Below are 23,279 nucleotides of genomic sequence, written 5' to 3'. Positions count from 1 at the left end.
GCTCTGGGCACAACGCCTCGGAGCCGGCTGCCGCGGGGGCAGCTGCCTCGCAGGCCGTTCAGCAGCTGCGCGACATGACTGCTGGCTTGGTCGGGGTCGAGGGGGGGGCGTGGCCGACCAGGAGGCGGTACCAGAAGGGGCCGAAGACCAGGTCGGTGGCGTGTTCGAGGTCTAGGTCGGCTGGTAGTTCGTCGCGGTCGATTGCGGCGATGAGAGCATTCTGGTTACCACGGCGCGGCGGCTTTGTACCCACTGGCGGAAGTGTTCGGCGAAGGCCGGGTCCAATTGGGCTTCGGCCATCAGCCCGCGCAATGCCTTGCCTCGCAGCGGGTATGCGCTGATGCGGTAGAGGTCGGAGATGAACGAGGTCGGGTCGCCGGCGACTGTCCTGGTGTCTGGTTCTGGTACGCGTGTGACGACCGTGTGCGTGCAAGCGTCCATGACCAGGGCGCCTTTGGACTTCCACCACCGGTACACGGTGCTTTTGGCGACGTTCGCGTGTCGGGGGCGGAACATGAGCACGACCATCGTGTCGCACGGCTTTGGCATGACCAATCAGGACCACTGGTACCCCTACCTGCGGGACGAGTTGGGCGCTGCCGGCCATCGGGTGCGCGTCCCACAGCTGCCGGAGCCTCAGGCGCCTCAGGCGGACGCCTGGCTCAAGGCGCTGACCGCCGAGACGGCTGTGTCCCCGGCCGCCGACACCGTACTGGTGGGCCACAGCCTCGGCGGGGTCAATGTGCTGCGGCTACTGGAAAAGCACGACGTGGACGCCGAAGGCCCCTATGCGGGTGTGGTCCTGGTGGCTTCGATGGCCGGCGAGGTCGGCTACGACGCACTCGCGGGGTTCTTCGAGCCGGACTTCGAGTGGCCGCGGATCCGCCGCGCCGCCAGGACGTTCCGGATCCTGCACGCCGCGGACGACCCGGTCACCGGAGCGGCAACCGGCGAGCACATCATGCGGTTCGTCACCGAGTTGGGCGCCACGGCCACGGTCACCGCGACAGGCGGCCACTTCCCCACCACCGGGGCGAGCCGACTGCAACTGCCCGAAGCGATCCGGCTGGTCAACGACAGCGTGCCCAACTGCCCCGGTATCGACGAACGCGAGCCCGGGGCCGTCTGCCTGCCTCCCTGAACATGCCGCAGGCAGGCGGCCTGCTGTCCCACTTCACCGAGACCGCGTGCACAGTGCCGCGACACCGCGGGCAATGACGTGCAGCCCGCTCAGACCCCGGCGGCGCTCAGCTTCACGAGCACAGCGGCGCACATAGTCATGACAGAGGGCGGCCCCATCCTGGGGGATGGATGGTGAATGACAGGCCCACTGCCCGCCCGAGTGTCTCGGACCTGGCGGGACCGGTTCGCCCAGCAGGGCCTGCCAGGCCTGGTCGACCGCAAGCGTACCGGTCGCCCGCCCGCCTTCAGTCCCTTGCAAGCCGCCAAGGCCGAGCCCGCCGGGGAACGCTGCCTGCCGTTCGGCATCTGAGGTGTAGGGCCGCTGGGTCGGGCTGCCCCTCAGATCGGCATCTCCTGCGCGGCGGCCGCCGTCCAGCCCACCGACGGCCGCCTGCGAAACGGCCGGCCGGCACCTCGCCTCCCACGCCGCCGTCGTCCTCTCCGTCGCCCGCACTCAGGCCCAGATGGAACAAGTTGCCGCTCCGGTCTGGTGCGGTGCCGAGCGCGACCCGGCCGGGGCACCCGGATCGCCTCCAGAACCGGCAGACATCTTTTTCCCGGCAGGGGTGTCGGTGGGACCACCCCTCATCCGGTGTCCAGGCCCAGCGACGAGAAGCTCCGAGAGCGGGAGGATTCACATCGTCGGCAACGAACCGGCGAGGAAACCACCACACGGACCGCAGGGGGACACCCATGAAGGAAACCATTGCCAGGCGCCTGACAGGCCTTGCAGGCATCGCCACTGCGGCGGCCTTCATGGTCGAAGTACCCTTGTACTTCATCTACTCCGGCTCGCCCCCCGACACGAACGTCCTGGCCAGGCTGTTGGTCGGAATCCTCGCGCTGGCGTTCCTGATCGTGTTCGTGACGGCCTTCCGTGAACTGGTCAAGGCGGCGGACCCCGCTTACGAATGGGTCGGCACGATGGCCTTCGCCACCGGACTGGTCTACGCGACGATCACCCTGGTCTCCAGCGGGCTGGAAGCCGGCGCGGTCATCGCCGCCGAGCACCCGATCGACCCGACCATCACAGTCAGCGGCACCTACATTCTCTACGGGGCGATCGGCCGACTCATGCTCGCACTCTTCCTGACCGCCGTGGGTTACGGAATCTCGCGTACGAACCTGCTACCGCGCTGGACCGGCCGCTCTGCCTTCGTCCTGGCAGGGGTCAACCTGGTCTTCGTACCGTCCCTGTTCTTCGGCAACACGCCCGCACACTTCTACGCGGCGAACGGCTGGGGCACCACCGCCCTGATGGGCGCGATCCTCAGCTACTGGATGCTCGCCCTGGGCATCTCCACCTATCGCAGCGCCACACGACGTGCGCCCGCCGGCCCACCCGTTCTGCAGCACTGACGCCGCCCGCCCAGAAGATGGCCGCGGTTCTGTCGCGCCGCTGGATAGGCTCGGGGCGTGGACCGATGCAGCAGAAAGCCGGACGATACGTTCGGCGAGGAAGCGTGGGGCGAACTGTCGCCCCGGGCGACCCGGGCGCTGTGGTGGGGGTCGGCCGGTCTGGTGCTCGTCGTCCTCGGCACCTCGGTGCTCGTCGCCGGCGCGGAGCGCGGTGGACGACTGCCCGTGGCCGTGGCCCTGGTCCTCGCGCAGGCCTGCGCCCTGAGGTGGCAGGCTCGCAGCCCGGTCGCGGTTCTGGCTGTGAACGCGGCGACGGGGCTCGCGGTGTGGGCGCTGCTGCCCGCGGTGACCTTCACGGGGGCGCTGCTCGCGGCGCAGGTCGCGCTGTGCGTGTTGTCGGCCACCAGGCCGCGGCAGGTGTCGGTGCGGGCGCTCGCGGCGATGTGTCTCCTAGCGCCGCTGGCATTCGTGGCGGGCGGCGGCGTGGGTCTGACGGTCTATCTGCTGGCGGCTGTCCTGGCGTGGACCGCGGGGCAGTGGCGCGGGGCGCAGCAGGCGAGGACGAGGGCGGAGATGTGCCAGGCTGTGGCGGAGGAGCGCGCGCGGATTGCGCGGGAGGTGCACGATGTCGTGGCGCACACCTTGTCGGTCATGGTTGTTCAGGCGGGCGCCGCCGACGATGTGTTCAACGAAAGGCCCGAACAGGCCCGTCAGGCGCTGCGGGCCATCGAGACGGGCGCGCGCTCGGCGCTCGGCGAGCTGCGCCTGCTGCTTCGTGCGTTCCGGCCCGATGCGGGGGAGGACGGGGCCGGTGAGCAGCGGGAGCCGGGGCCCTCGCTCGTGCGCCTGGACGAGCTGGCCGACACCGTGCGCGCGACCGGGATGACCGTGCACGTGCACCGTGAGGGCGCCACCGACGGGCTGCCGGCCGCGGTGGACCTGGCGGCGTACCGGATCGTTCAGGAGGCCCTCACCAACACGCTGCGCCACGCGGCCGGCGCCGACGAGGTGAGCGTGCAGGTGACGGCCGAAGGGGAGTGCGTGAAGGTCACGGTGACGGACAACGGGCGGACGCCGCAGGGTCGTTCGGCCGCAGCGGGAGCGGGACGCGGTCTGGTCGGGATGAAGGAGCGCGCACGGCTCGTGGGCGGCAGTCTGCGCGCCGGTCCGCTGCCCCAAGGCGGGTTCGAGGTGGCGGCGCGGCTGCCGGTGGAGCGCGCCTCATGACGCTGCGCGTGGTGGTGGCTGACGACCAGGCCCTGGTCCGTACCGGATTCCGCATGATCATCGACGCGCGGGACGACCTCGAGGTGGTCGGTGAGGCGTCCGACGGCCAGGAGGCGGTGCGGCTGACGCGGGACCTGGCGCCCGACGTGGTGCTGATGGACGTGCGCATGCCCATCGTGGACGGCATCGAGGCGACCCGGCAGATCGCGGAGTGCGGCAGCCGGTCCCGGGTGCTCGTGCTGACCACCTGGGACGTGGACGCGCACGTGGTCGCCGCACTGCGGGCCGGGGCGAGCGGCTTCCTGCTGAAGGACATCCGACCCGCCGAACTCGTCGACGCGATCCGCCTCACCGCGCGCGGCGACGCGCTGCTGGCGCCGGCCGTGCTGAGCCGCGTCCTGGACCGGTTCCTGCGCACCGTGCCCGACCCGGCGCCGCCACCCTCCCTGCAGGACCTCTCCGGCCGCGAGCGGGAGGTGCTCACCCTGATCGGGCAGGCGCTGTCGAACGCGGAGATCGCCGAGCGGCTGAACCTGTCGGAAGCCACCGTCAAGAACCATGTCACCGCGGTGCTGCGCAAACTGGGCCTGCGCGACCGCGTCCAGGCCGTCGTCGCCGCCTACGACCACCGCCTCGTGCAGCCGCGCCGCCCCTGACGGCGGACCGCGCACCCCTGCCTGCCCGGCCTCCTCCTCAAGGATGAGACCGAGCCGCGGTCCTCCTGCGTTCCCAGTGCCAGTCCATTCCCGTGGCCGATCCGTGGCCGGGGTGTGCGGCCATAGCGTCGACGTGTGAACGACGACCTGGCCTGCCTCATGTATCTGCTCGCCCACGACGACGCGGCCGAAGGCCCCTACGACCGTTCCCGGACCCAGCTGCTGGTCCGTGCCGCCGCCCTGATCGACCTCGCGTTGCGCGGCCGGCTGGGGGAAGGCGGCGGCACGGTCACCGTGTCCGGCACACAACCGACCGGCGACCCCGTCCTGGACGGCGTTCTGCGCGACGCCGCCGCCGGGCACGGCTGGAAGCACCTCGTGCGCCGTCACCGCAAGCAGACCCTGACCCAGGTGGAAGACCGGCTCGCCGCGGCGGGACTCCTCACCGTAAAGGCACCTCGCACCCGCTTCGGCACACGGCGGCTGACCATGACGGACCACGCCCTGCCCGCCGCACTCCGCGCCCGCGTGTCCACGGCGCTGTACGGGGACACCCCCGTGCAGGAGATCCCCGCCTGCGACGCTGCGCTGCTGGCGCTTGCCGCGGCGGGCGGCATCCGCTCGGTCGTCTCCCGGCAGGGCCAGAAGACCTTCCGGGCCCGGATCGACGCCTGCACCGAGCGTCTCGCCGCCCTCGCACCCGGCCTGGAGAACGCCGTACGCGCCCTGTCGACGACCATGATCGCCGCGCAGGGTGGCATGGGCGGCAGCTGACCGGATAGGGAGATGATGAGCATGCAGCGCGTCCTGACCACCCTGGGCTGCGCCCTGACCGCCCTGCTCGCGACGGCCTGGTCCGCAGTCCCACCGACCCAGCCCGCCCGGCCCGCCACCGCCACCGCCACGACGGTACGCACCCACGACGGCCCGGTGCGGGGCGCCGCCCACGACGGCCACCGCACCTTCGAGGGCATCCCCTACGCGGCGCCCCCGGTCGGCAGGCTGCGCTGGGCGCCGCCCCACCGCCCCACCCCCTGGTCCCGGGTACGGGACGCGACCCGACCCGCGAGCGCCTGCCCGCAGCCGGCCGGCGAGGTGCCCGGCGGCAGCACCGAAGAGGACTGTCTCTACCTGAATGTCACGACACCCGACGGCGCGGGACCGGCACGTCCCAGGCCGGTGATCGTGTGGCTGCACGGCGGCGGCTTCACCACCGGAGCGGGCAGCTCGTACGACGCCCACCGCATGGCCACCCGCGGCGACGTCGTGGTCGTCACCGTCAACTACCGCCTCGGAGCCCTCGGCTTCCTCGCGCACCGCACGCTGCCCGGCTCCGGCACCTTCGGCCTGGCCGACCAGCAGGCGGCACTGCGCTGGGTCCGCGCCGAGATCGGCGCCTTCGGCGGCGACCCCCACAACGTGACGCTGGCCGGCGAGTCGGCGGGCGGCTACAGCGTCTGTGCCCAGCTCGCCTCACCCGGCGCCGCGGGGCTCTTCGACCGGGCGATCATCCAGAGCGGCCCGTGCACAGGCCGCCCCGACCGGCCGTTCGCCCCATCCTCCGTTCCCCTGTCCACGGCGCGTGCCGCGGGCGCGGACCTCGCGGCAAAGGTCGGCTGCGGCTTCGCCCGCGACGTCCCGGCCTGCCTGCGGCGCGTGGACGTCTCCCGTCTGATCGCGGCCCAGGACACCGATCAACAGCCCGCCCACGCCACCCCGTTGCTGCCCAGTGATCCCGCAGCGGCGATCGCCGCCGGCCGTTTCCACCACATCCCCGTGCTGATCGGCAACAACCACGACGAGGGCAACGGCTGGGCCGCCGGGATCGTCCAGGCAGGCCATCCCGTCACGCCCGACACCTGGCCCGACGTCGTGGCCACCTTCTTCCCCTCCCCGGGCCAGGCGAAGGCGATCGCCCGTGAGTACCCGGTGCACCGCACCGACGGCGGCCCGGTGTTCGGCACGGTCATCGGCGACGCCGACTTCGCCTGCCCGACCGCGCGCACCGACAGCCTGCTCGCCGCCCATGTGCCCGTCTGGCGCTACGAGTTCGCCGACGAGCACGCCCCGCCGCTCACCTCAAGCATGCCGCCGTTCCCGCTCGGCGCACCGCACGCGAGCGAACTGCCCTACCTGTTCGACCTGGGCGGCCGCCCCCGCGACCTGACCACGGCACAGCACCGGCTGGCCGACACCATGATCGACTACTGGACCCGCTTCGCCCGCACCGCCGACCCGAACGGCCCGCTGTCGCCGCACTGGCCCCGCCAGACGGTCCTGTCCCTGGCGCCGGACCACATCGTCCCCACCCGCACAACACAGCCCCGCCACCACTGCGCATTCTGGAACGCCCTCGGTTGACCACGGAGACGACCGCCGTGAGGGTCCGACGACCCGGCCGACGGACCCTCACACCGCGGACCCGCGGGGTCAGCCCAGCTCGATGTCACCCGAGCGGGGCAGACCTCCGAGCGCGCGCCACTCAAAGCAGCCACCCGATGCGGTGGAGAGAGTCTCGGGGCCGCGGTGAGCGCAGTCGGCTCCGCACGGCCAGTCGCCACAGGCGGCGGCCTGGCGGACGGATCAGGTCAGTCCCACTGCTCGTCCGCCAAAGAGCTGACCGGCTGCGGCTTGCCGATGACGGCGAGGGCGATGAAGAAGCTGATCTGGCCGATCGCGATGGTCAGGGTTGCCAACGCCTTCTCGTCGTAGTGCCTGGCCACCTCGGCATACAGCTCGTCGGAGACACGCTCCCTGCCGTGCGGGGCGGGCTGGAGTGTGGCCTCCACCAGAGCCAGCGCGGCACGCTCGGCATCGCTGAAGTACGGGGCGTCCTGCCACGAGGAGACGGCGGTGATGCGCTCCTCCGAGACCCCGGCCTTGCGCAGGAAACCGGTGTTCAGGACCGTCAGGTAGGTGTTGCCGACGATCTGCCCGGCACGCAGGTGGACCAGGCTCATCGTGGTACGCGGCACCGACCGGTTGCCCGTGGCACGGAACAGAGCCGCGCTGATGTCGTTCAGCTCGGGCACGAACTCGGCCGGGTTCGGCATCCGGGAGATCGAGGTGTCCGTCATGACTGCACTCCTTCACATCCGTCTGATCAGCGACTTCACTGCACTGACGGACCAGCACACGCAGATGTGACAGAAACCCGGAGAATCTCTTTCGGGCACCTTCGTCGGCCCCGGCCTCTACCCGCGTCGGCACTGCTCCGCAGAGGACTCGCGCGCCCCTAGTGGAGGATGCTCACCGCGCGCGCAATGACCAGGAGAGAAGCCAGCAGGGCCGAGATGCTCTCCACTCTCATCATCAGCTTCGCGCGGCTGGAAAGCGGCATCGTATCGGTGGGACTGAACGCGGTGGAGTCGGTCACGGAGACGTACAGGTAGCCGACCAGGGTCGGCACCCAGTCCGACGTACTGCTGGAGCCGTCGGCCACCTCCTGAACCGTGCCCTCGTTCTCATCCTGGGAGAAACGGAAGTCGGCCAGCGGCAAGCCGGTTCGCGGCAACTGGGTGCGCAGCACAGGTGAACCCGGCTGCTTCCACCACGGCAGCCGGGCGGGGTCGGGCAAAGCGGCGGCAGCCCGTCGAACCGCAACGCGCCGGGGAACGCAGGGGTGAAGTGCGATCCTTGCTCGGCAGGCCGTAGCGTCCTGGGATGAGCAGCTTCAACACGCACCGTAGACGGGTCTACGACGAGGGCCTGCCCACGCGCGTTCGGCATACGAATCTGCGGTCTTGCCTCGTTCACTTCGCGCCCTACGGCTTCCGAGCCACGTATCACCACCTCTGCCTCAGCGCGGCGATTCCCAAGAATCTGGAGAGGGATCCGAGCTCGCTCATACGCGCCGTCGAGGAGTTGCACCATGCCCGACAGCTCTGGCTCGCTGACGAACGTGCCTATGCCAACAGTCGCCGAGCGGACAAAGCACGTGGCTTCCGGCAGGTGAAAGCAGACGAGTCCTGGCGAGGCTGGCAGCGCGGATGGGGGAACATCGCCTACTGTCCCGAGCCGACACTCCATCCCGACGAGCCGCTGCCAGTGGTCGTCGAGCGGGTGCTCCGTTCGACGGTCCCGCCCGATGAAGCTCCTGCGCTGACGTGCCGAGTATGCGGAAACCGGGACAACACCAGCGTCTGGCACGACGGCGTCTACCGGACCCATCAGCTGTGCAGGGAATGCGGGGTCAGCCTCGCGGTGCAGCGGGCCGACGCGCCCGACCCGCTGTTGGCAGCCGACCACGCCCGGCAATGGAAGGAGATCTGGAGGCTGCGCAACGAATCTCCTCATACCCAAAGCTGAGTTTTGGCAGGGGGCCGGCATCACGGTGGGGTGAGAATCCGAGCTCGAAGGAGTGCGAAGGATGCGTGGCCGTACATGCCCCCTTTGAGGAGCTTTACTCTTGAGACGTGGCCCTCGACCACGCCGGAGCTGTAGGACAGGGTGAGTCCGGCGGTGACGGACCAGGTCGGAGGCATTCACGGCTGGGTGCCTCGATGTCTCGCTCGACTTTGCTCAACTGCGCCTTGCTCGTGCGTCCGGGGCTGCTGCAGCCGGGCCGCGAGTTCCCCCGGCAGGGCGTCCCGGTTTGCCGGAGTGAGCTGGACGACCTCGATGTCGGTGCGCCGCTCGAGGGCGTCGGTGAGGTGCGTGTGGACCGTGGCGACGACGTCGACCTCTGCGACGAACAGCGCGTCGACCGCGTGCCGGAACGCCGTGCACGCCAGTTCCTTCCATGCCCGGCCCACCGGTCGTCAGAACCCGACCAACGAGTCGGACGTGATGCTCGCCCGGATCGCGGCCTTCGTGAACCAGGTGCCCGGCCGGTCGTGGACCGTGGGGGCCGACTTCAACAACGAGCCGCGACGCTTCGCCCTTCCTCCCGGCGCCCACCTCTACAACTCCGGTCTGCCCACCCAGGACAACGGCCGCGAGCTGGACTACGTGGTGGCGTCCGCCAACATCCCCAACCACCGGGTGGTGCGGCTCCCCGGCTCCACCGCGGACCACTACGCCGTGGCCGTCGGCGGCATGCGCGCCGGGGGCGAGCTGGAGGCACTGGGCGGGGGCGTGGTAGCAGTGGCTCTTTCGCCGGGCAAGCCCGCGTCTATGGTGAGGGTTGTCTTAACGGAGGTTGGAGGACACGAACAGGGACAACCCCAACCGTCAGGTGCGGCTGAGCTTCCACGGCTGATGCATGTGACGGGACTGTGGCGGCGAATTCCGGCCCCTCCCTTCATCGTTCTGTTCTGGCAACGTCCCCCGTCGACGTCGGCCAACCGCACTTCCCTTGTTTCCACTCACCCGCCGTCCCCCCCGGTAATTCGTTTCAGGGGTCGGCACCCCAACGTGCGCTGCCATGCAGGCAGCGGGTAGGGCGCACAGCCTGCGGGACGAGAGCTCCAAGCGCACGCGGGTCGGTATGGCATGGTCGGTTGTTGGGGCTGCCGTATCGCCGCTGTCCTGCAAGCAGGCTCCTGTGCCCCTCCTGTCCGGCACATTCCACACAAGGACAACGCCTTGCTCGGATCACATGGCGCGCCGCTCGAAATCCCTTTGGGTAGAGATTGGTAGTTTTGTTCAGTTCGCCCATGTAATGAACAAGGAGTTCCATGAAGGGTGCTTTGCAGACGTCAGAGAAACTGGGTACGAGAGGCGTCCTTGTCGTTCTGTCGGTCCTGGCGACGCTGGGTGCCATGGTTGGCATCGCCCCTGCCGCCCATGCGGCTTCGACGCTGGTCGTGCCGCGTGACTACCGCACGATTCAGGCGGCGGTGGACGCGGCTGCCTCGGGTGACACCATCCTCGTCCAGGGCGGAACTTACACCGAACAGGTCGTCGTCAGCGGCAAGGACCTCAAGCTCAAGGGTGTCGGCAACGGCTCACCGGTCATCAAGTCGCCGGCGCAGCTGACCCCCTTCGCTCAGGACGTGCGCCATGGCGTGCCGGTGACCTCCGTCGTGCGGATCGCCCACGGCGCCCACGTCCGCATGTCCGGCTTCACCGTGACCGGGCCGGTGCCGTGCGGGCAGCTTGCCAGCGGCATTACGGCCCTTCAGTCCTCGAGCCTCGACCTGTCACAATCCCGCGTCATCGACATGCTGCCCGCCCCGTCCTGTCCGGCCGATCAGGCATTCGGCCGGGGAGTGACCATCGGGCTGCCGGACTTCATCCAGGTGGACGGCGCGGCCGGCAGTACTGCGTCCGGGCGGATCACCCGTGTCGTGGTCACCCGCTACCAGACCGACGGTTTCAATTTCAATGGACCCAGCGAGGGTACGCCCTCACGGGTGATCGCGAAGAACAATGTCGTCACCGGCGGTGCTCAGATCCCGGCCGTCCAGGCCGGCATCGTCGTCGGGGGCGCGGTGGCCACGGTGACCGGCAACCTGGTCTCGCATGCCGTGTGCACCTTCCCCGGGTGTGGTGGGGATCCGATCAACGAGTTCCAGTCCTCCGGTATCGGCGCCATCGGCACCGCGTCAGGCACCCAGATCTCCCACAACCAGGTCTCCGACGCCGACATCGGCATCTACCAGGTCTTCAGCCCGAACTGCTGCCAGATCAGACACAACCGGCTGATCGACAACCGGTTCTTCGGGATCGCCATCCAGGACGGTGACGGCACAACCGCCCACAACGTCATCAGCGGCGGCCAGGTGGGCATCGGCGTCATCGCCGACGCGGTCGACACCACCGGCATCCTCCGCCACGACCGGATCCGCAGGACGTCCGTCGCGCCCGTCCGCGAAATCCAGTGCTGCGGATTCAAGGCAACGGCCGTCGTCAAGCCCGACTGACACACGCATCGAGCAGACGTGTGCGGCGACCCCTGAAACAGCGAAGGGCCGGCCTGGAGGAAACCCCTCCCGAGTCGGCCCTTTTCTTCGGTGGCGCCGGCAGGATTCGAACCTGGTGACACCGCTTCGGGATTTCGATCCGAGCCCGTCGTCGATGTCAGCGATCTTCTGATCCGTAGTTCTACAGGGATCGGTCATTGAAGGTCATACAGGCTGCCGGGAAGCTCATCAGGGCCGGTGCGGGGCACTGCCGGTTGCCGGGGCTGCTGTACTTCGTTGCCGTACCGCGTACTTCGTTGCGCTTTGGGGCTTCCGAGGCGAGTCAGGCTGAGCAGGCGCGGAGCGCGCGTCAGGGCTCATCGAAGGGGTGTTCGGCATCGTAGGGATTGCGATCGCTGCTGCTTGCACCGCGCACCTGAACCTGGGGCAGACCTGGTTCGGACCCCCAGGTCGGCGGAGTCTGATTCGAAAATCAACCGCCCGCGCAGGTCAGACCGCTTCTGTTGATCGGAGGGACACTTGATAACCGAGCATGTTGAGCCGGCTGACCGGACGCCGTGTCTGCCGAGCCCGGCCGGTTCGTCGGATGAAGTTGCGAGCCCGAGTACTCCTTTCAGCCACGGATCACCGGGACGGGACTTGCCGGAGGTGTCCTTGCCCGGGCACATCCCGGCCCGCGAGGCCTGGTGAGCCGCGCTGGGGAAGCGGCTCATGTCCATGCCGATCTCGGCGAGGAGGAGACCCGGGCATGATGGGGCGCGGCGTCCGTCGGGACCTTCATCGCGGTCGCCGTCGCGGTGTCGGCTTCTCCCCGGGCGAGCTGGGTGTGCGTGAGGCGACTGGTGGCGATGGCCCGGGACCGGAGCATGTACGGGCGCAGTGTGGCTGGGCCCTGGTGGGCGTGGTATTCGGCTGTGGAGTGGTCCCCGAGCGCCAGGTAGGCCGAGAGTGCGAGCGAATGCAGCTCGGCCTCGTCGTAGAAGGCTGTCAGCCGTACGGGCCCGTAGGCGCCGGGCTCGGCGCGTTCCATGGCGTCCTGCGCCTGGTCGAAGGCGCGGCGGAGGCTGCTGCGGTCCTGGGATACGCCGTGAATGGCCATCTGCCGGGCCGGCCCGAGGGAAGCGAACAGGGGGTCGCTGCGCGTGATGCCCAGGTACCCGGCAACGTCGTTCGCGGCGAGTGCATCGGCCGGACGTCCCATGTGCCGGTACAGGGTTCCGGCGCGGGGGCAGCGGAACGCCGCTGCGGAGGCGTAGAGGTCGCCGCGTACGCGCTGGCCAGCTGTGCCCGCGTTCTGGATGCCGTGGCTGCTGCGCCGGTGAAGAGGGTGCGGCGGTGCATGTCGTCGGGGTCCTCCCGCTGCGGTGGGGCTGGGACGGACGGAGTCCGGCCCCCAGGCGCGAACCTTGATGCGGTGATGGGTAGCCCTGTCACATCCTCAAGTGCTGTGCGTGTGGCCTCGTTTGCCCATCGGACACGCCCCGAGCGCCAGTCACGGACCATGCGACCGTCGTACCGCCCGGCCCGACGCGATCTGGTGGGCCGCGCCTGCGGAGCCTGCGACTACGCCGCTCTCATCGCTTCCGAACTGCCCCAGGCCATCGCTGTGATGTCCCTCATGCCGCTCGTCAGGGCTCCTCACCCGCGAAGGCAACGGAAGGGCCGCCTACGACGTTCTCCCTCTTCTCTGTCGGGCAGCCCAGCGACGCGAGAGCGCCACCATCCTCGGACGTACCGTCGACCTGACCGCCCTGACGGCGACCGACGTCGACCAACCAAGATCTGCGAAGAGCGGCGGGTCACCGTACTACCTGAAGCCGGGACAGCGCTTCCTCGGGGAACTGTCCAACTCGCCAGTAAAAAGAGCGAGTTATGCGGTACGAAGAGCGTCCACACGTTCGAGTGAAGGACTCCGAACCAGGCCCCGCCACGCCCGAGCCCCCGGCAGTCTTGATCTCTCACATTCCCCGGAGGTGCCGTTGACCACTGGAAGTGATACCGACAAACCTGACGAGGAGCTTCGGTTCCGGTCCACGACCGCAACCGTGTTCGCACGGAACAAGGTCACCACCTGGTCCATGGCTCGGCGCCTGCCCGAGCTCGTACGCCGCGCCCTCACCCTCGCCTGGCGCATCGACCGCACCAGCGTGGTCGTCCTCCTCGCCTGCCAGGCCCTCTCGGCCGCGCTGGAGGCCTTCGGGCTGGTCGCCACCACCAGCACCATCACCGCACTGATCGCCTCCGGCCACATCCAGGACCGCCTCACCAGCGCCCTGCCCGCCATCAGCGTCCTCGCCATCGCGGCCGGCGCACGCGCTCTCCTCGCCATCGCGATCGTCAACATCTCCAGCCGTCTCTCCCCGCGCCTGTCCCGGGAGGCCGAACTGGAGATGATGAACGCCGCGGTGGCAGCCGAGCTGACCGCCTACGACCAGCCCGGATTCAACGACAGCTGGGAGAACGCAGACCGGGGCGCCGACGTCGCGAAAGACCTCATCACCGAGTCGCAGCAGCTCATGGCCTGCCTCGCCTCCATCATCGCCGCCGCGTCCGTCCTCACCCTCCTGCACCCCCTGCTGCTCCCGCTGATCGTCCTCGCGGTCCTCCCGCAGGGCATCGCCAGCATGAAAGGGGCCCGCGTCCAGTACGAGAGCAGCCGGGCCATGGCCGCCGAACGCCGCACTCTCGGACTGCTGCGCTGGTACATCGTGGACAAGGACGTCGCCGACCAAGTCCGATCCGGCACCATGGCCGACTTCCTCCTCCACCTGTACCGGAAGATCGGCGCCCGCGTCGACGCCTCCACCGACCGCGCCATCCATCAGGGCGCCCGCTACGCTCTTCTCGGAGCCTTCGCGGGTGGCATCGCCTCCGCCGCCCTGTGGGGCGCTCTCGGCCTCCTCCTCGCGACCGGCCACATGTCCGTCGCCTCCACCGGAACCGCCGTGTTCGCCCTGCGCACCGTCGGCTCCTCCCTGCGCGGCCTCGTCGGCTACGGAACCCAGCTGTTCCGTACCGGCCTCTACTTCGACGACTGGGCCGACTTCATCGAAGAAGCCGGCGGACACCGCATGCAGCGCGGAACCGAAACCGCCCAGGCCCCACACGTCGTCAAGACGGAAAACCTCACCTACACCTACCCGGGCGCCGACAAACCCGCGCTGGACGGCGTCACCCTGGAAGTACAGCGAGGTGAAGTCCTCGCCCTGGTCGGCGAAAACGGATCCGGGAAGACCACCCTGTCCAAACTCCTCACTGGTCTCTACCTGCCCACCGAAGGCCGCGTCACCTGGGACGGCCGGAACACCGCAGAGTTCGACCCCGACGCCCTGTGGAAGCAGACCGCCGTCGTCCCCCAGGACTTCGCCCACTGGCCCCTCTCAGCCCGGGAGAACATCACCCTCGGCCAGCCCCATGGCGGTGACCACACCGTCCACCAGGCCGCAGAACACTCCGGCGCCCACGAAGTTGTAGCCGACCTGCGCAGCGGCCTCGATACTCTCCTGGCCCGCGAATGGTTCGGTGGCGTCGAACTCTCCGGCGGTCAGTGGCAGCGCATCGCCATCGCCCGTGCCTTCCACCGCTGCGCCGGTCTCCTCGTCATGGACGAACCCACCAGCGCCCTCGATGCCCGAGCCGAACACCGCATCTTCACCGGCCTCCGCACCGTCGCCCAGGACCGTGCCGTCGTCCTGGTGACACACCGGCTCGCCAATGTGGCCGTCGCCGACCGCATCGTGGTCCTGGACCACGGCCGCATCATCCAGACCGGAACCTTCGAAGAACTTACCGCTGCTCCAGGCCTGTTCCGCGAGCTGTGGCTCCTCCAGAACGACCGCGCTGTCCCGACACCACGCACTGCGACGGAGAAGGAGCAGACCGCATGACCGGCATCCCCGCCCGCGACTCGCCCGTGCCTGAGCGGATTTCCCGCGAACAGTGGGTGCTCACTCTTCCTCGGCCAGCTGGACGGCCAGACGGATCGGCGAACAGATCCGCCAGGCACGGGCGTTACGGCGGCGCTCACAGCAGGACATGGCCGCAGCGCTCGGCTATCACCAGTCCAAGGTGAGCCGCCTGGTGAGCGGTCGCGGCACGCAGGACATCCGCGTGGATCCCGAAGCTGACGACATGCACCGCCGCACCTTCCTCGCCGCAAGCATCGCCGCACTCGCGACCCCGCCCGGCCCTGCTGCCTCGCACACGGACCTCGTCCAGGCCCTCCTGCCCGGACCGGGACCCGCGGGCACCGGAGACGGAAGAGCCTGAGCGCTGCCCCGACCCGCTCGTACAAGATGCCAGATCCGACCAGAGACTCGATTCCGACCAGGAATATCATGGACGCCAGGTGATCTACGTCTGATTGCTGTGCTGTCGTGCTCTGGACAGCCAGGGCCGGTGCAGGAAGTGGGATGTGGTGAGAAGCCAAACGGCGAGCGCCCTGTGTGCCGCGGCGGTCGCCCTGCTGGCCGGCGCCTGTGGTGGTGCCCCGAAGGCGCTGCCGCACGTGACGGCGGCGGAGGTCGTGGGCCACTGGACAAGCGACTGCGGATCGACGCTCACGGTCGAAGCGGACCGCACCTTCACCGTCCAGGACTTCCCAGTGGACTTCGCGCCGGGCTCCGGAACCGTGAAGCGCCTGCCGTCCGGCCACGGGACCTGGTACCTCTTCGCAGCGGTCAAGGGGAGCACCCCGCAGACATTCGACCTGAAGATCGGCGAGGAGTTCTACGACCTGGACTACGTCCGCAAGGCGGACTCGATCGCCCTCCGCACCGTACTCGGCGACCCCGACGACAACCAGTGGTGCGAATTCTCCCGCCGCTCCCGCGCCTGACCTGTCACGCCAGGCCATGCAGGCGAGAAGCGCCGCGGCGAACAGGGCGAAGGCGCCCAGTGCGGCCGCAAGTCCGGAACGGTGTGGGAGCCGCGTGCGAGGGCGTCGCGGCACCGCTCGGTGGACACAGAGTGTGTTCGTGCCTCATGCCGTGGCGCACGCTCGTGCCGCCGCACCGAGGCGGCGGACGCCCTCGGCGAGGTCGGCGAGGTCCTCCGAAGCCGCGAAGCCGAGCCTCAGGCAGGCGCCTGGCTGCTCGGCCGGGAAGTAGCGGGCCCCCGCGTTGACCGCCACACCGTGGGCCCGTGCCGCGTCCGCGACGGCGGAGTCCTCAAGGCCGGGCGGTAGCTGGACCCACAGGTGCAGGCCACCGTCCGGGATCCGGGTCGGCGTCCAGTCGGGCAGTTCGCGCGCCATGGTGCCGGTCAGCACCGCACAACGCTCCCTCAGGCGCGTGGAAAGGGCACGCAGATGCCGGTCCCACGCGGGAGTGCTCACCAGTTCCAAGGCCGCCTCCTGCAGCGGCCTGGCGACGAAGAAGTCGTCCACCCGCCGCATCCCCTGCAGTCTTCGCATCACCGGTCCACGGGCGATCACCGCCCCGATGCGCAGGCTCGGCGAGGCCGGCTTGGTCAGCGAGGTCAGCTGGACCACGGTGCCGTCGCGATCGTCCGAGACCAGGGGGAGAGGCACCGGGCCGCCGTGGCCGAGGTGGCGGGCGAAGTCGTCCTCGACGAGGAATGCCCCTGCGGCGCGGGCCACGTCCACGACCTGGCGGCGTCGCGCCGGCGCGAGCACGGCGCCGGTCGGATTGTGGAAGGTGGGCTGGCAGTACAGCAGCCGGGCCCCGGTCACGGCGAAGGCGTCGGCCAGCAGGTCGGGACGGACACCTTCGCCGTCCATCGGTACGGCCACCGGGCGCAGCCCCGCCGCGCGGGCGGCGGCCAGTGCGCCCGGGTACGTCGGCGACTCCACCAGCACCGGGCTGCCCGGCGCGGCCAGCGCTCGGAACAGCATCGACAGTGCGCCCTGGCCGCCGCCGGTGATCAGTACGTCCTCAGGGCCGACCGCGCTTCCGGCCGCTTGGGCGAAGGCCGCGCGCAGCGGCGCCAGGCCCGCGGCGGGCGCCCGGTCCCAGGCGCCGGGACGGCGGGCCGCCCGGGCCAGGGCCGCGCTCAACGCCCGTTCCGGGCGCAGTGATGGGTGCAGATAGCCGCCTGCCATGGCGATCCCGCCTGCGGGCGGCGCATCCGAAAGACTGTCCGCGGCGCCCGGATCGAAGTCACGTCCGGCGAGTGCCACCGCCTGCCAGGAGGTGTCCGGCGCATCGGCGGCCGAACGAGTGCGGCGCGGGGCGACGTAAGTGCCACTGCCCGGGCGGGTGACCACCTCGCCCTCGGCGGACAGTTGGGCGAACGCCCTCGACACCGTCACCGGGCTGACGCCGTGACGTGCCGTCAACTCCCGGCTGCTGGGCATCCGGTCACCGGGTGTGAGACGGGCGATCTCCCCGCGGAGTATCCCCACCAGCGCCTCAGTACTGCTACTGTCGGACATGAGACAACAGAGTAACGCTTCTCTCCCCGCTGAAGAATCGCTTCTCGAGACGGCGGCCGGGATCGCGGCGCTGCGCGCCGACACCCCGGGCTGCGAGTCGGTCATCCACTTCAACAACGCGGGCTGCGGCCTGGTGGCCCACCCCGTCCTCGCGGCGATGACCGAACACCTCCGACTGGAGGCGGCCATCGGCGGTTACGAGGCCTCCGCCGCACGGGAAGCCCAGGTCCGTGACTTCTACGCGTCGGTCGCCGACATCCTGGGCACCGGACCCGGCAACATCGCCTTCGCCGGCAGCGCGACCTATGCGTACACCAAGGCCCTGTCGGCGATCGACTTCCGGGCCGGCGACGTCATCCTCACCACGCGCAACGACTTCATCTCCAACCAGATCGCGTTCCTCGCCCTGCGCAAACGCTTCGGTGTCGAGATCGTCCACGCCCCCGACCACCCCGACGGCAGCGGCGTCGACGTCGACGCCATGGCGGCGCTCATGCGTTCCCGCCGCCCCCGCCTCGTCGCCGCGACGCATGTGCCCACCAACTCCGGCCTCGTCCAGCCGGTGGCCGAGATCGGCCGCCACTGCCGGGAACTGGGCCTGCTCTACCTCGTGGACGCCTGCCAGTCGGTGGGGCAGTACGCGATCGACGTGGACGAGATCGGCTGCGACCTGCTCACCGCGACCTGCCGCAAGTTCCTTCGCGGCCCGCGCGGTTCGGGTTTCCTCTACGTCTCCGACCGCGTCCTGCGGGAGGGCTACGAGCCCCTGTTCATCGACATGTACGGCGCCCGCTGGGTCGAGCCCGAGACGTACCGGCCGGTGGACAGCGCCGCACGGTTCGAGGAGTGGGAGTTCCCGTACGCCACCCTGCTCGGCTGCGCGGCGGCGGTGCGCTACGCCCTTCGGGTCGGCCTGGAGCCGATCTCCCGCCGGACGCCCGCGCTGGCCGCCCGGCTGCGCGACCGCCTGGCAGACATCCCCGGCATACGGCTCCTCGACCGCGGGCCGGCCCCGGCGGCGCTCGTCACCTTCGAGATCGAGGGCTGGCAGCCGCAGCCGTTCAAGACGGCCCTGGACGAGCAGGGCATCAACTCGGCTTTGAGTTTCCGGGAGTTCGCGCAGCACGACTTCGGCGACAAGGATGTCGACTGGTGCCTGCGCCTGTCACCGCACTACTACAACACCGAGGACGAGGTCGACACGGTCGCCGCAGCCGTCGCCGAACTCGCTGAGCAGGGGCAGAGGAACCGCTGATGGCGTCGGCGAACGTGGCGGCGGCCGGCCCGGAGACGGCGGCCGGAAAGCCACCCAGGACCCTCTGGCGCAACGGCGACTTCCTCAAGTTCTGGCTGGGCGAGACCGTGTCGCTGCTCGGCACCCAGGTGACGACCCTCGCGCTGCCCCTCACCGCCATCCGCGCGTTCGGGGCGAGCGACGAGCAGGTGGGACTGCTGCGGTTCCTGCAGCTCGCCCCCTACCTCGGCCTCGCCCTGATCTTCGGGGTCTGGGTGGACCGGGTCCGCAGGCGCAGAGTCATGCTCGCGGCGAACCTGGTCCGGATGGTCCTGCTGGCGCTGGTCCCCGTCCTGCACTGGGCGGACGCCCTCAGCATGGTCACCCTGACGGTCATCGCGTGCGCCGTCGGTGTCGCGTCGGTGCTGTTCGACGTCAGCTGGATGTCGTACGTCCCCACCCTGGTCCGCGACCCCGATCAGTATGTCGAGGCGAGCGCGAAGATGGGCGTCAGCTCCTCCACGGCGGACGTGGCGGGGCCCGGTCTGGCAGGCGTCCTGGTGTCGGCGCTGACCGCGCCGGTGGCACTGATCGTGGACGTCTTCTCGTACCTGGTCTCCGTGATCTCCCTGCTGCTCATCCGCACGCCCGAGCCGCGTCCGGAGCGGGGCACCCGCCGCCGCATCCGGTCGGAGCTGCGGGACGGCCTCCGCTGGGTCATGACGGACAGGATCCTGCGCGCCCTTGCGCTCGTCGGGTTCTGCTGCAACTTCTCCATGATCACCGTATGGACGATGTTCCTGCTCCACGGCACACGCGACCTGCATCTCGCCCCGTCGGTTCTCGGCGGCATCTTCGCCACGGCCTCGGTGGGCGGCCTCATCGGCGCGTTGGTCTCCGGACGGGTGATCAGGCGGTTCCGCCTCGGACGCGTCTACTTGCTGGCCCAGTCGGCCCTGCTGCTCGGTCCCAGCCTCCTCGCCACCGCCGCCGGACCGACCCGGCTGGTGATCGCGATGTGCGTGGCGTCCTTCTTCGTCACGTACCTGGGACTCGGCGTCGCCAATGTCATCATCGTCAGCCTCCGGCAGACGAGCACTCCCGGGACCATGATGGGGCGGATGACCGCGGCCTTCCGGACGCTGCTGTTCGGCGGCGGCGCACTCGGTGGCCTGTCCGCCGGGCTCCTGACCGGCGCGCTCGGCGGCAGGGGCGCCCTGACCGTCGCGGCGATCGGCTCCGCCGCCGTGGCGATCGGACTCTTCGCGTCCCCTGTCACCAAGCTGGCAGCCCTGCCGGCACCGGCCGAGCTACGTGCGCAGGGGTGAGTTCCTCCATGCCCAGGACACCCTCCGCCCCTCCGGGACGACCGACACCGACGCTGCGTCCCCGCACTGCGGAGCCACGGAAGCACCCGTGCGGAGTGCGGGTCGCCGACATCGAGGCCGTGGAGTCGGAAGCCGCCCTCAGGACCGGGCATCTCGGCAGAAAGCTCTTTCCGGGCAACGCGAGGATCGTGGAAGCCGGGTAATCGTCACTAAAGAGGGCACGCTCTCCTTGGCCGCACTTCGTGCAATCTTAAAATTCGCCTTCCGTATATAGTCGAGTCAGTGCCGACTGGTGTATTGATCCGGTGTTCCCGCGGTGTCGAGCTCTTACGGCACGGGTGAAAGCGGTGCGGATGCGTGTGCCGTGCTAAACTTGATCGTAGTTGCAGTTGTGGTTCCCGAAACTTCAAGTGCCTTGGCGACTGCATGTCGTCGGGCATTTTTGTATCTCCGGTGCTTATCCGGACGGGGCTCATTGTGGCAACGCAGGGATTCGCACGGTGTGAGTCCCCGGGCACTGCCCCCAAGGAGATGTGACATGGCTACTGGCACCGTCAAGTGGTTCAACGCGGAAAAGGGTTTCGGCTTCATCGAGCAGGACGGCGGCGGCCCGGACGTCTTCGCCCACTACTCGAACATCGCCGCCCAGGGCTTCCGTGAACTCCAGGAAGGTCAGAGGGTGAACTTCGACATCACGCAGGGCCAGAAGGGTCCGCAGGCGGAGAACATCACTCCCGCCTGACGCCGAAGCGCACGAGATGGCTGGGGCCCCGCCTTGCGGTGGGGCCCCAGCCCACTGCTTTCTGTATTCCGCTGGAATTCTCTTAGATTTTCATTCGGCTCGTTCTTGCAATTTATCCGGCTCGTTCCTGTCGGAAATTCCTCGATGCGCGCCCTGTTGAGGAAGTTCTCCATGAGCCGTTCAGCCCGCACGAACGACCGTTTCCGTCCACGGGGTCAGGGCCGCCCCGGCGTCGGTCCAGGCGACACCGGCCGCCGTTCCTCCGCACCTCAGGGGGAGTTCGCGCTGCCGGTCACCGTCACCCCGGCCCTCCCCGCCGCCGCGACCTTCGGTGAACTGGACATGCCCGTCGAGGTGCTGGAGATGCTCACCAGTCGCGGCCTGAACGAGCCGTTCCCGATCCAGGCCGCCACGTTGCCGAACTCCCTCGCGGGGCGCGACGTCCTGGGCCGCGGGCGCACCGGATCGGGCAAGACGCTCGCCTTCGGCCTGGCGCTCCTCGTGCGAACAGCCGGGCAGCGTGCCGAGTCGCGAAAGCCGCTGGCCCTCATCCTCGTACCCACGCGAGAGCTGGCCCAGCAGGTCACCGATGCGCTGGCCCCGTACGCCCGGTTGCTGAAGCTGCGGCTGGCCACCGTGGTCGGCGGCATGTCGATCGGCAGGCAGGCCGGCGCACTGCGTGCCGGGGCCGAGGTGGTCGTCGCGACTCCTGGCCGCCTCGCGGATCTCATCGAGCGCAAGGACTGCCGCCTGGACCGAGTGAACATCACCGTCCTGGACGAGGCCGACCAGATGGCGGACATGGGCTTCATGCCGCAGGTCACCGAACTGCTGGACCAGGTACGTCCCGACGGCCAGCGCATGCTGTTCTCGGCCACGCTGGACCGCAACATCGACCTCCTGGTGCGTCGTTACCTCCATGACCCGGTGGTCCATTCGGTCGACCCGTCTGCGGACGCGGTCACCACGATGGAGCATCACGTGCTCCAGGTGCACGGCGCCGACAAGTACGCCACCGCCACCGAAATCGCTGCCCGCGACGGGCGTGTGATCATGTTCCTGGACACCAAGCACGCTGTCGACCAGTTCACCAAGCACCTGCTGAGCAGCGGCGTGAAGGCCGCGGCGCTGCACGGCGACAAGTCACAGCCCCAGCGCACCCGCACCCTGGCACAGTTCAAGGCCGGTGACGTCACGACGCTGGTGGCCACCAACGTCGCGGCCCGGGGCATTCACGTCGACGACCTCGACCTCGTCGTCAACGTCGATCCGCCCAGCGACCACAAGGACTACCTGCACCGCGGTGGCCGTACCGCCCGCGCCGGCGAGTCCGGCAGCGTCGTCACGCTGGTCCTCCCGGGCCAGCGCCGGGACTTGGTCCGTCTCATGTCCGACGCCGGCATCAGGCCGCAGATCACGCAGGTCCGCTCCGGCGAGGCCGAGCTGAGCCGCATCACCGGCGCCCAGGCTCCCTCCGGTGTGCCCGTCGGCGGCAGTGGGCCGGTGACGGAGCGCCCGAAGCGCGGCGGTGCCCCCTTCCGCGGCATGGGCACCCGCCCGGGGCGGGCCGGCGGCGGTGGCGAGTCTCGCCGGTCCGCTGAGGCCCGCCAGATAGCCGAGGCCCGCAAGGCCGCCCGGGTCCGTCGTGGCGCATAGGGCGGCAACGGTGCCCTCGTACCACCGCGAGCCCTGATCGCCATGTCGGCGGACGTCACCACGAAGCCGGCGGCCCAGCCGCCGGCGCCCGTGCGCTGAGCGATCTCCGTCCCTCGCTGGACCTCTGGACGTTCCGGCGGCACAGGTCCCGTACGCGCGAGACCGCCGAGTGCGGCGGAGCCCGCCGTTCACCGTGCCGCCCAGGACCCGCGGCCGTCAGCGGCGCGGACGTTCCAGAGTCAGAAGCAGGCCCTCGACCGCGCCAGGCCCTATGCGGCCCTTGACGTCGGCGGAGGTGATCGCCTTGAGGACCCAGCCGTCCTCTGCATGCTTGTTCAGAACCTTCTCCAGCTTGTCGCTGTCCAGCGCGTCTCCGATCAGTGACTCGCGGAAGGTGACGACCTTGTATTCGAGGGCGTAGGGGTTGCTCATGGCTGGGGCCTTCCCGTGGATGGACTGGCTGAGGGAACCGGGACAGCCAATCACCGTTCGGTGTTGTCGCACACGGCGGGGTGGGGGTCAAGCCATCCGAGGGAGGGAACGAGGAGGGCGACAACGCGGTGGCCGGCGAAGACGGAGCCGGACCACGACGGCGGGCCCTTCGCCCGCTCCTTCACGCACAGCCACCCGAGGGCTGTCTTCGGCGGCATCGAGCGCATCCGCGCCCACTCGCCCGAACCGTTCGCCACCTGGCC

Annotated in this window: 24 protein-coding genes and 3 pseudogenes; 17 read left to right on the top strand and 10 right to left on the bottom strand. The window is 69.6% G+C overall.

Going from position 1 to position 23,279, the window contains the following annotated elements; genetic code table 11:
* Positions 1-58: 58 nt before the first annotated feature.
* Positions 59-253, bottom strand: coding sequence for a TetR-like C-terminal domain-containing protein (locus AVL59_RS56715; protein ID WP_079147089.1), 195 nt, complete (start codon positions 251-253; stop codon positions 59-61).
* A complete protein-coding gene (locus AVL59_RS52710) occupies positions 172-516 on the bottom strand; it encodes a TetR-like C-terminal domain-containing protein (RefSeq protein ID WP_159400140.1) in 345 nt (114 codons plus the stop codon). The genes AVL59_RS56715 and AVL59_RS52710 overlap by 82 nt, the downstream gene beginning before the upstream one ends.
* Here AVL59_RS52710 and AVL59_RS30740 point away from each other — a divergent pair.
* The 7 genes from AVL59_RS30740 (at position 515) to AVL59_RS30715 (ending at position 6,785) form a co-directional block, all read left to right on the top strand.
* Positions 515-1,141 (top strand): RBBP9/YdeN family alpha/beta hydrolase, encoded by a 627-nt coding sequence (locus tag AVL59_RS30740; protein ID WP_159400139.1) that lies wholly within the window; start codon positions 515-517, stop codon positions 1,139-1,141. The two genes, AVL59_RS52710 and AVL59_RS30740, sit on opposite strands and share 2 nt — an antisense overlap.
* 177 nt (positions 1,142-1,318) lie before the next feature.
* Positions 1,319-1,492, top strand: coding sequence for a helix-turn-helix domain-containing protein (locus tag AVL59_RS52705; RefSeq protein WP_159400138.1), 174 nt, complete (start codon positions 1,319-1,321; stop codon positions 1,490-1,492).
* Between the two features lie 383 nt (positions 1,493-1,875).
* Positions 1,876-2,541 carry a hypothetical protein gene (locus AVL59_RS30735; protein ID WP_067310943.1) on the top strand — a complete coding sequence of 222 codons (666 nt, stop codon included), beginning with the start codon at positions 1,876-1,878 and terminating at the stop codon, positions 2,539-2,541.
* Between the two features lie 57 nt (positions 2,542-2,598).
* Complete coding sequence (locus AVL59_RS30730; protein WP_208870470.1) at positions 2,599-3,768, top strand: sensor histidine kinase; 1,170 nt, start codon at positions 2,599-2,601, stop codon at positions 3,766-3,768.
* Positions 3,765-4,424, top strand: a complete 660-nt coding sequence (locus AVL59_RS30725; protein WP_067004388.1) for a response regulator — start codon at positions 3,765-3,767, stop codon at positions 4,422-4,424. Before AVL59_RS30730 ends, AVL59_RS30725 begins: the two co-directional genes overlap by 4 nt.
* 135 nt (positions 4,425-4,559) lie before the next feature.
* Positions 4,560-5,198 (top strand): GOLPH3/VPS74 family protein, encoded by a 639-nt coding sequence (locus tag AVL59_RS30720; protein WP_067310940.1) that lies wholly within the window; start codon positions 4,560-4,562, stop codon positions 5,196-5,198.
* Positions 5,199-5,213: 15 nt separating this feature from the next.
* Positions 5,214-6,785 (top strand): carboxylesterase/lipase family protein, encoded by a 1,572-nt coding sequence (locus AVL59_RS30715; protein ID WP_067317971.1) that lies wholly within the window; start codon positions 5,214-5,216, stop codon positions 6,783-6,785.
* Positions 6,786-7,012: 227 nt separating this feature from the next.
* Here AVL59_RS30715 and AVL59_RS30710 read toward each other — a convergent pair whose 3' ends face one another.
* Both AVL59_RS30710 and AVL59_RS30705 read right to left on the bottom strand, forming a co-directional pair.
* Positions 7,013-7,501, bottom strand: a complete 489-nt coding sequence (locus AVL59_RS30710) for a carboxymuconolactone decarboxylase family protein (protein WP_067004382.1) — start codon at positions 7,499-7,501, stop codon at positions 7,013-7,015.
* Between the two features lie 158 nt (positions 7,502-7,659).
* Positions 7,660-7,953 carry a hypothetical protein gene (locus AVL59_RS30705; protein ID WP_208870469.1) on the bottom strand — a complete coding sequence of 98 codons (294 nt, stop codon included), beginning with the start codon at positions 7,951-7,953 and terminating at the stop codon, positions 7,660-7,662.
* A 134-nt stretch (positions 7,954-8,087) separates the two neighbouring features.
* Between AVL59_RS30705 and AVL59_RS49580 the strand changes: the two genes are divergently transcribed.
* Complete coding sequence (locus tag AVL59_RS49580) at positions 8,088-8,732, top strand: hypothetical protein (protein WP_079147087.1); 645 nt, start codon at positions 8,088-8,090, stop codon at positions 8,730-8,732.
* Positions 8,733-8,908: 176 nt separating this feature from the next.
* Here AVL59_RS49580 and AVL59_RS30700 read toward each other — a convergent pair whose 3' ends face one another.
* On the bottom strand, positions 8,909-9,178 hold the full coding sequence (locus AVL59_RS30700) for a nucleoside-triphosphatase (RefSeq protein ID WP_237281737.1): 270 nt from the start codon (positions 9,176-9,178) through the stop codon (positions 8,909-8,911).
* A gap of 31 nt (positions 9,179-9,209) precedes the next feature.
* On the opposite strand from AVL59_RS30700, the gene AVL59_RS52700 reads away from it, so the two are divergent.
* Complete coding sequence (locus AVL59_RS52700; protein WP_159400137.1) at positions 9,210-9,806, top strand: exonuclease/endonuclease/phosphatase family protein; 597 nt, start codon at positions 9,210-9,212, stop codon at positions 9,804-9,806.
* 320 nt (positions 9,807-10,126) lie between these two features.
* On the top strand, positions 10,127-11,230 hold the full coding sequence (locus AVL59_RS30695; RefSeq protein WP_159400136.1) for a right-handed parallel beta-helix repeat-containing protein: 1,104 nt from the start codon (positions 10,127-10,129) through the stop codon (positions 11,228-11,230).
* 489 nt (positions 11,231-11,719) lie between these two features.
* Here the strand turns inward: AVL59_RS30695 and AVL59_RS56910 are convergent.
* Positions 11,720-11,970, bottom strand: a pseudogene (locus tag AVL59_RS56910) (transposase); the annotation flags it as partial.
* Positions 11,967-12,733: pseudogene (locus AVL59_RS56710) on the bottom strand (XRE family transcriptional regulator); the annotation flags it as partial. The pseudogenes AVL59_RS56710 and AVL59_RS56910, both read right to left, overlap by 4 nt.
* A 542-nt stretch (positions 12,734-13,275) precedes the next feature.
* Here AVL59_RS56710 and AVL59_RS30685 point away from each other — a divergent pair.
* The 3 genes and pseudogenes from AVL59_RS30685 to AVL59_RS30675 all read left to right on the top strand — a co-directional run bounded on the left by AVL59_RS30685 (position 13,276) and on the right by AVL59_RS30675 (position 16,067).
* Positions 13,276-15,117, top strand: a complete 1,842-nt coding sequence (locus AVL59_RS30685; protein WP_237281735.1) for an ABC transporter ATP-binding protein — start codon at positions 13,276-13,278, stop codon at positions 15,115-15,117.
* Between the two features lie 52 nt (positions 15,118-15,169).
* A pseudogene (locus AVL59_RS30680) lies at positions 15,170-15,484 on the top strand (helix-turn-helix domain-containing protein); the annotation flags it as partial.
* 160 nt (positions 15,485-15,644) lie between these two features.
* Positions 15,645-16,067 carry a hypothetical protein gene (locus AVL59_RS30675; protein ID WP_067310926.1) on the top strand — a complete coding sequence of 141 codons (423 nt, stop codon included), beginning with the start codon at positions 15,645-15,647 and terminating at the stop codon, positions 16,065-16,067.
* Positions 16,068-16,211: 144 nt separating this feature from the next.
* Here the strand turns inward: AVL59_RS30675 and AVL59_RS30670 are convergent, their stop codons facing one another.
* Positions 16,212-17,624 (bottom strand): aminotransferase-like domain-containing protein, encoded by a 1,413-nt coding sequence (locus AVL59_RS30670; RefSeq protein WP_067310923.1) that lies wholly within the window; start codon positions 17,622-17,624, stop codon positions 16,212-16,214.
* On the opposite strand from AVL59_RS30670, the gene AVL59_RS30665 reads away from it, so the two are divergent.
* From AVL59_RS30665 to AVL59_RS30650, 4 genes are all read left to right on the top strand, one after another.
* A complete protein-coding gene (locus AVL59_RS30665) occupies positions 17,623-18,879 on the top strand; it encodes an aminotransferase class V-fold PLP-dependent enzyme (RefSeq protein ID WP_067310921.1) in 1,257 nt (418 codons plus the stop codon). The genes AVL59_RS30670 and AVL59_RS30665 overlap by 2 nt on opposite strands.
* Positions 18,879-20,186 carry an MFS transporter gene (locus AVL59_RS30660; protein ID WP_067310918.1) on the top strand — a complete coding sequence of 436 codons (1,308 nt, stop codon included), beginning with the start codon at positions 18,879-18,881 and terminating at the stop codon, positions 20,184-20,186. The genes AVL59_RS30665 and AVL59_RS30660 overlap by 1 nt, the downstream gene beginning before the upstream one ends.
* A 538-nt stretch (positions 20,187-20,724) precedes the next feature.
* Positions 20,725-20,928, top strand: coding sequence for a cold-shock protein (locus AVL59_RS30655; RefSeq protein WP_067310915.1), 204 nt, complete (start codon positions 20,725-20,727; stop codon positions 20,926-20,928).
* A gap of 171 nt (positions 20,929-21,099) precedes the next feature.
* Positions 21,100-22,584, top strand: coding sequence for a DEAD/DEAH box helicase (locus AVL59_RS30650; RefSeq protein WP_067310912.1), 1,485 nt, complete (start codon positions 21,100-21,102; stop codon positions 22,582-22,584).
* Positions 22,585-22,800: 216 nt separating this feature from the next.
* Here the strand turns inward: AVL59_RS30650 and AVL59_RS30645 are convergent, their stop codons facing one another.
* Entirely contained in the window at positions 22,801-23,016 is a 216-nt protein-coding gene (locus AVL59_RS30645; RefSeq protein WP_067310910.1) for a DUF4177 domain-containing protein, read from the bottom strand.
* A gap of 50 nt (positions 23,017-23,066) precedes the next feature.
* Complete coding sequence (locus AVL59_RS30640) at positions 23,067-23,273, bottom strand: hypothetical protein (protein ID WP_067310908.1); 207 nt, start codon at positions 23,271-23,273, stop codon at positions 23,067-23,069.
* Positions 23,274-23,279: the final 6 nt, after the last annotated feature.

It is taken from the genome of Streptomyces griseochromogenes, from assembly GCF_001542625.1.
GTDB classification, from domain to species: domain Bacteria; phylum Actinomycetota; class Actinomycetes; order Streptomycetales; family Streptomycetaceae; genus Streptomyces; species Streptomyces griseochromogenes.
This window is presented reverse-complemented; position numbering and strand designations above follow the sequence as displayed.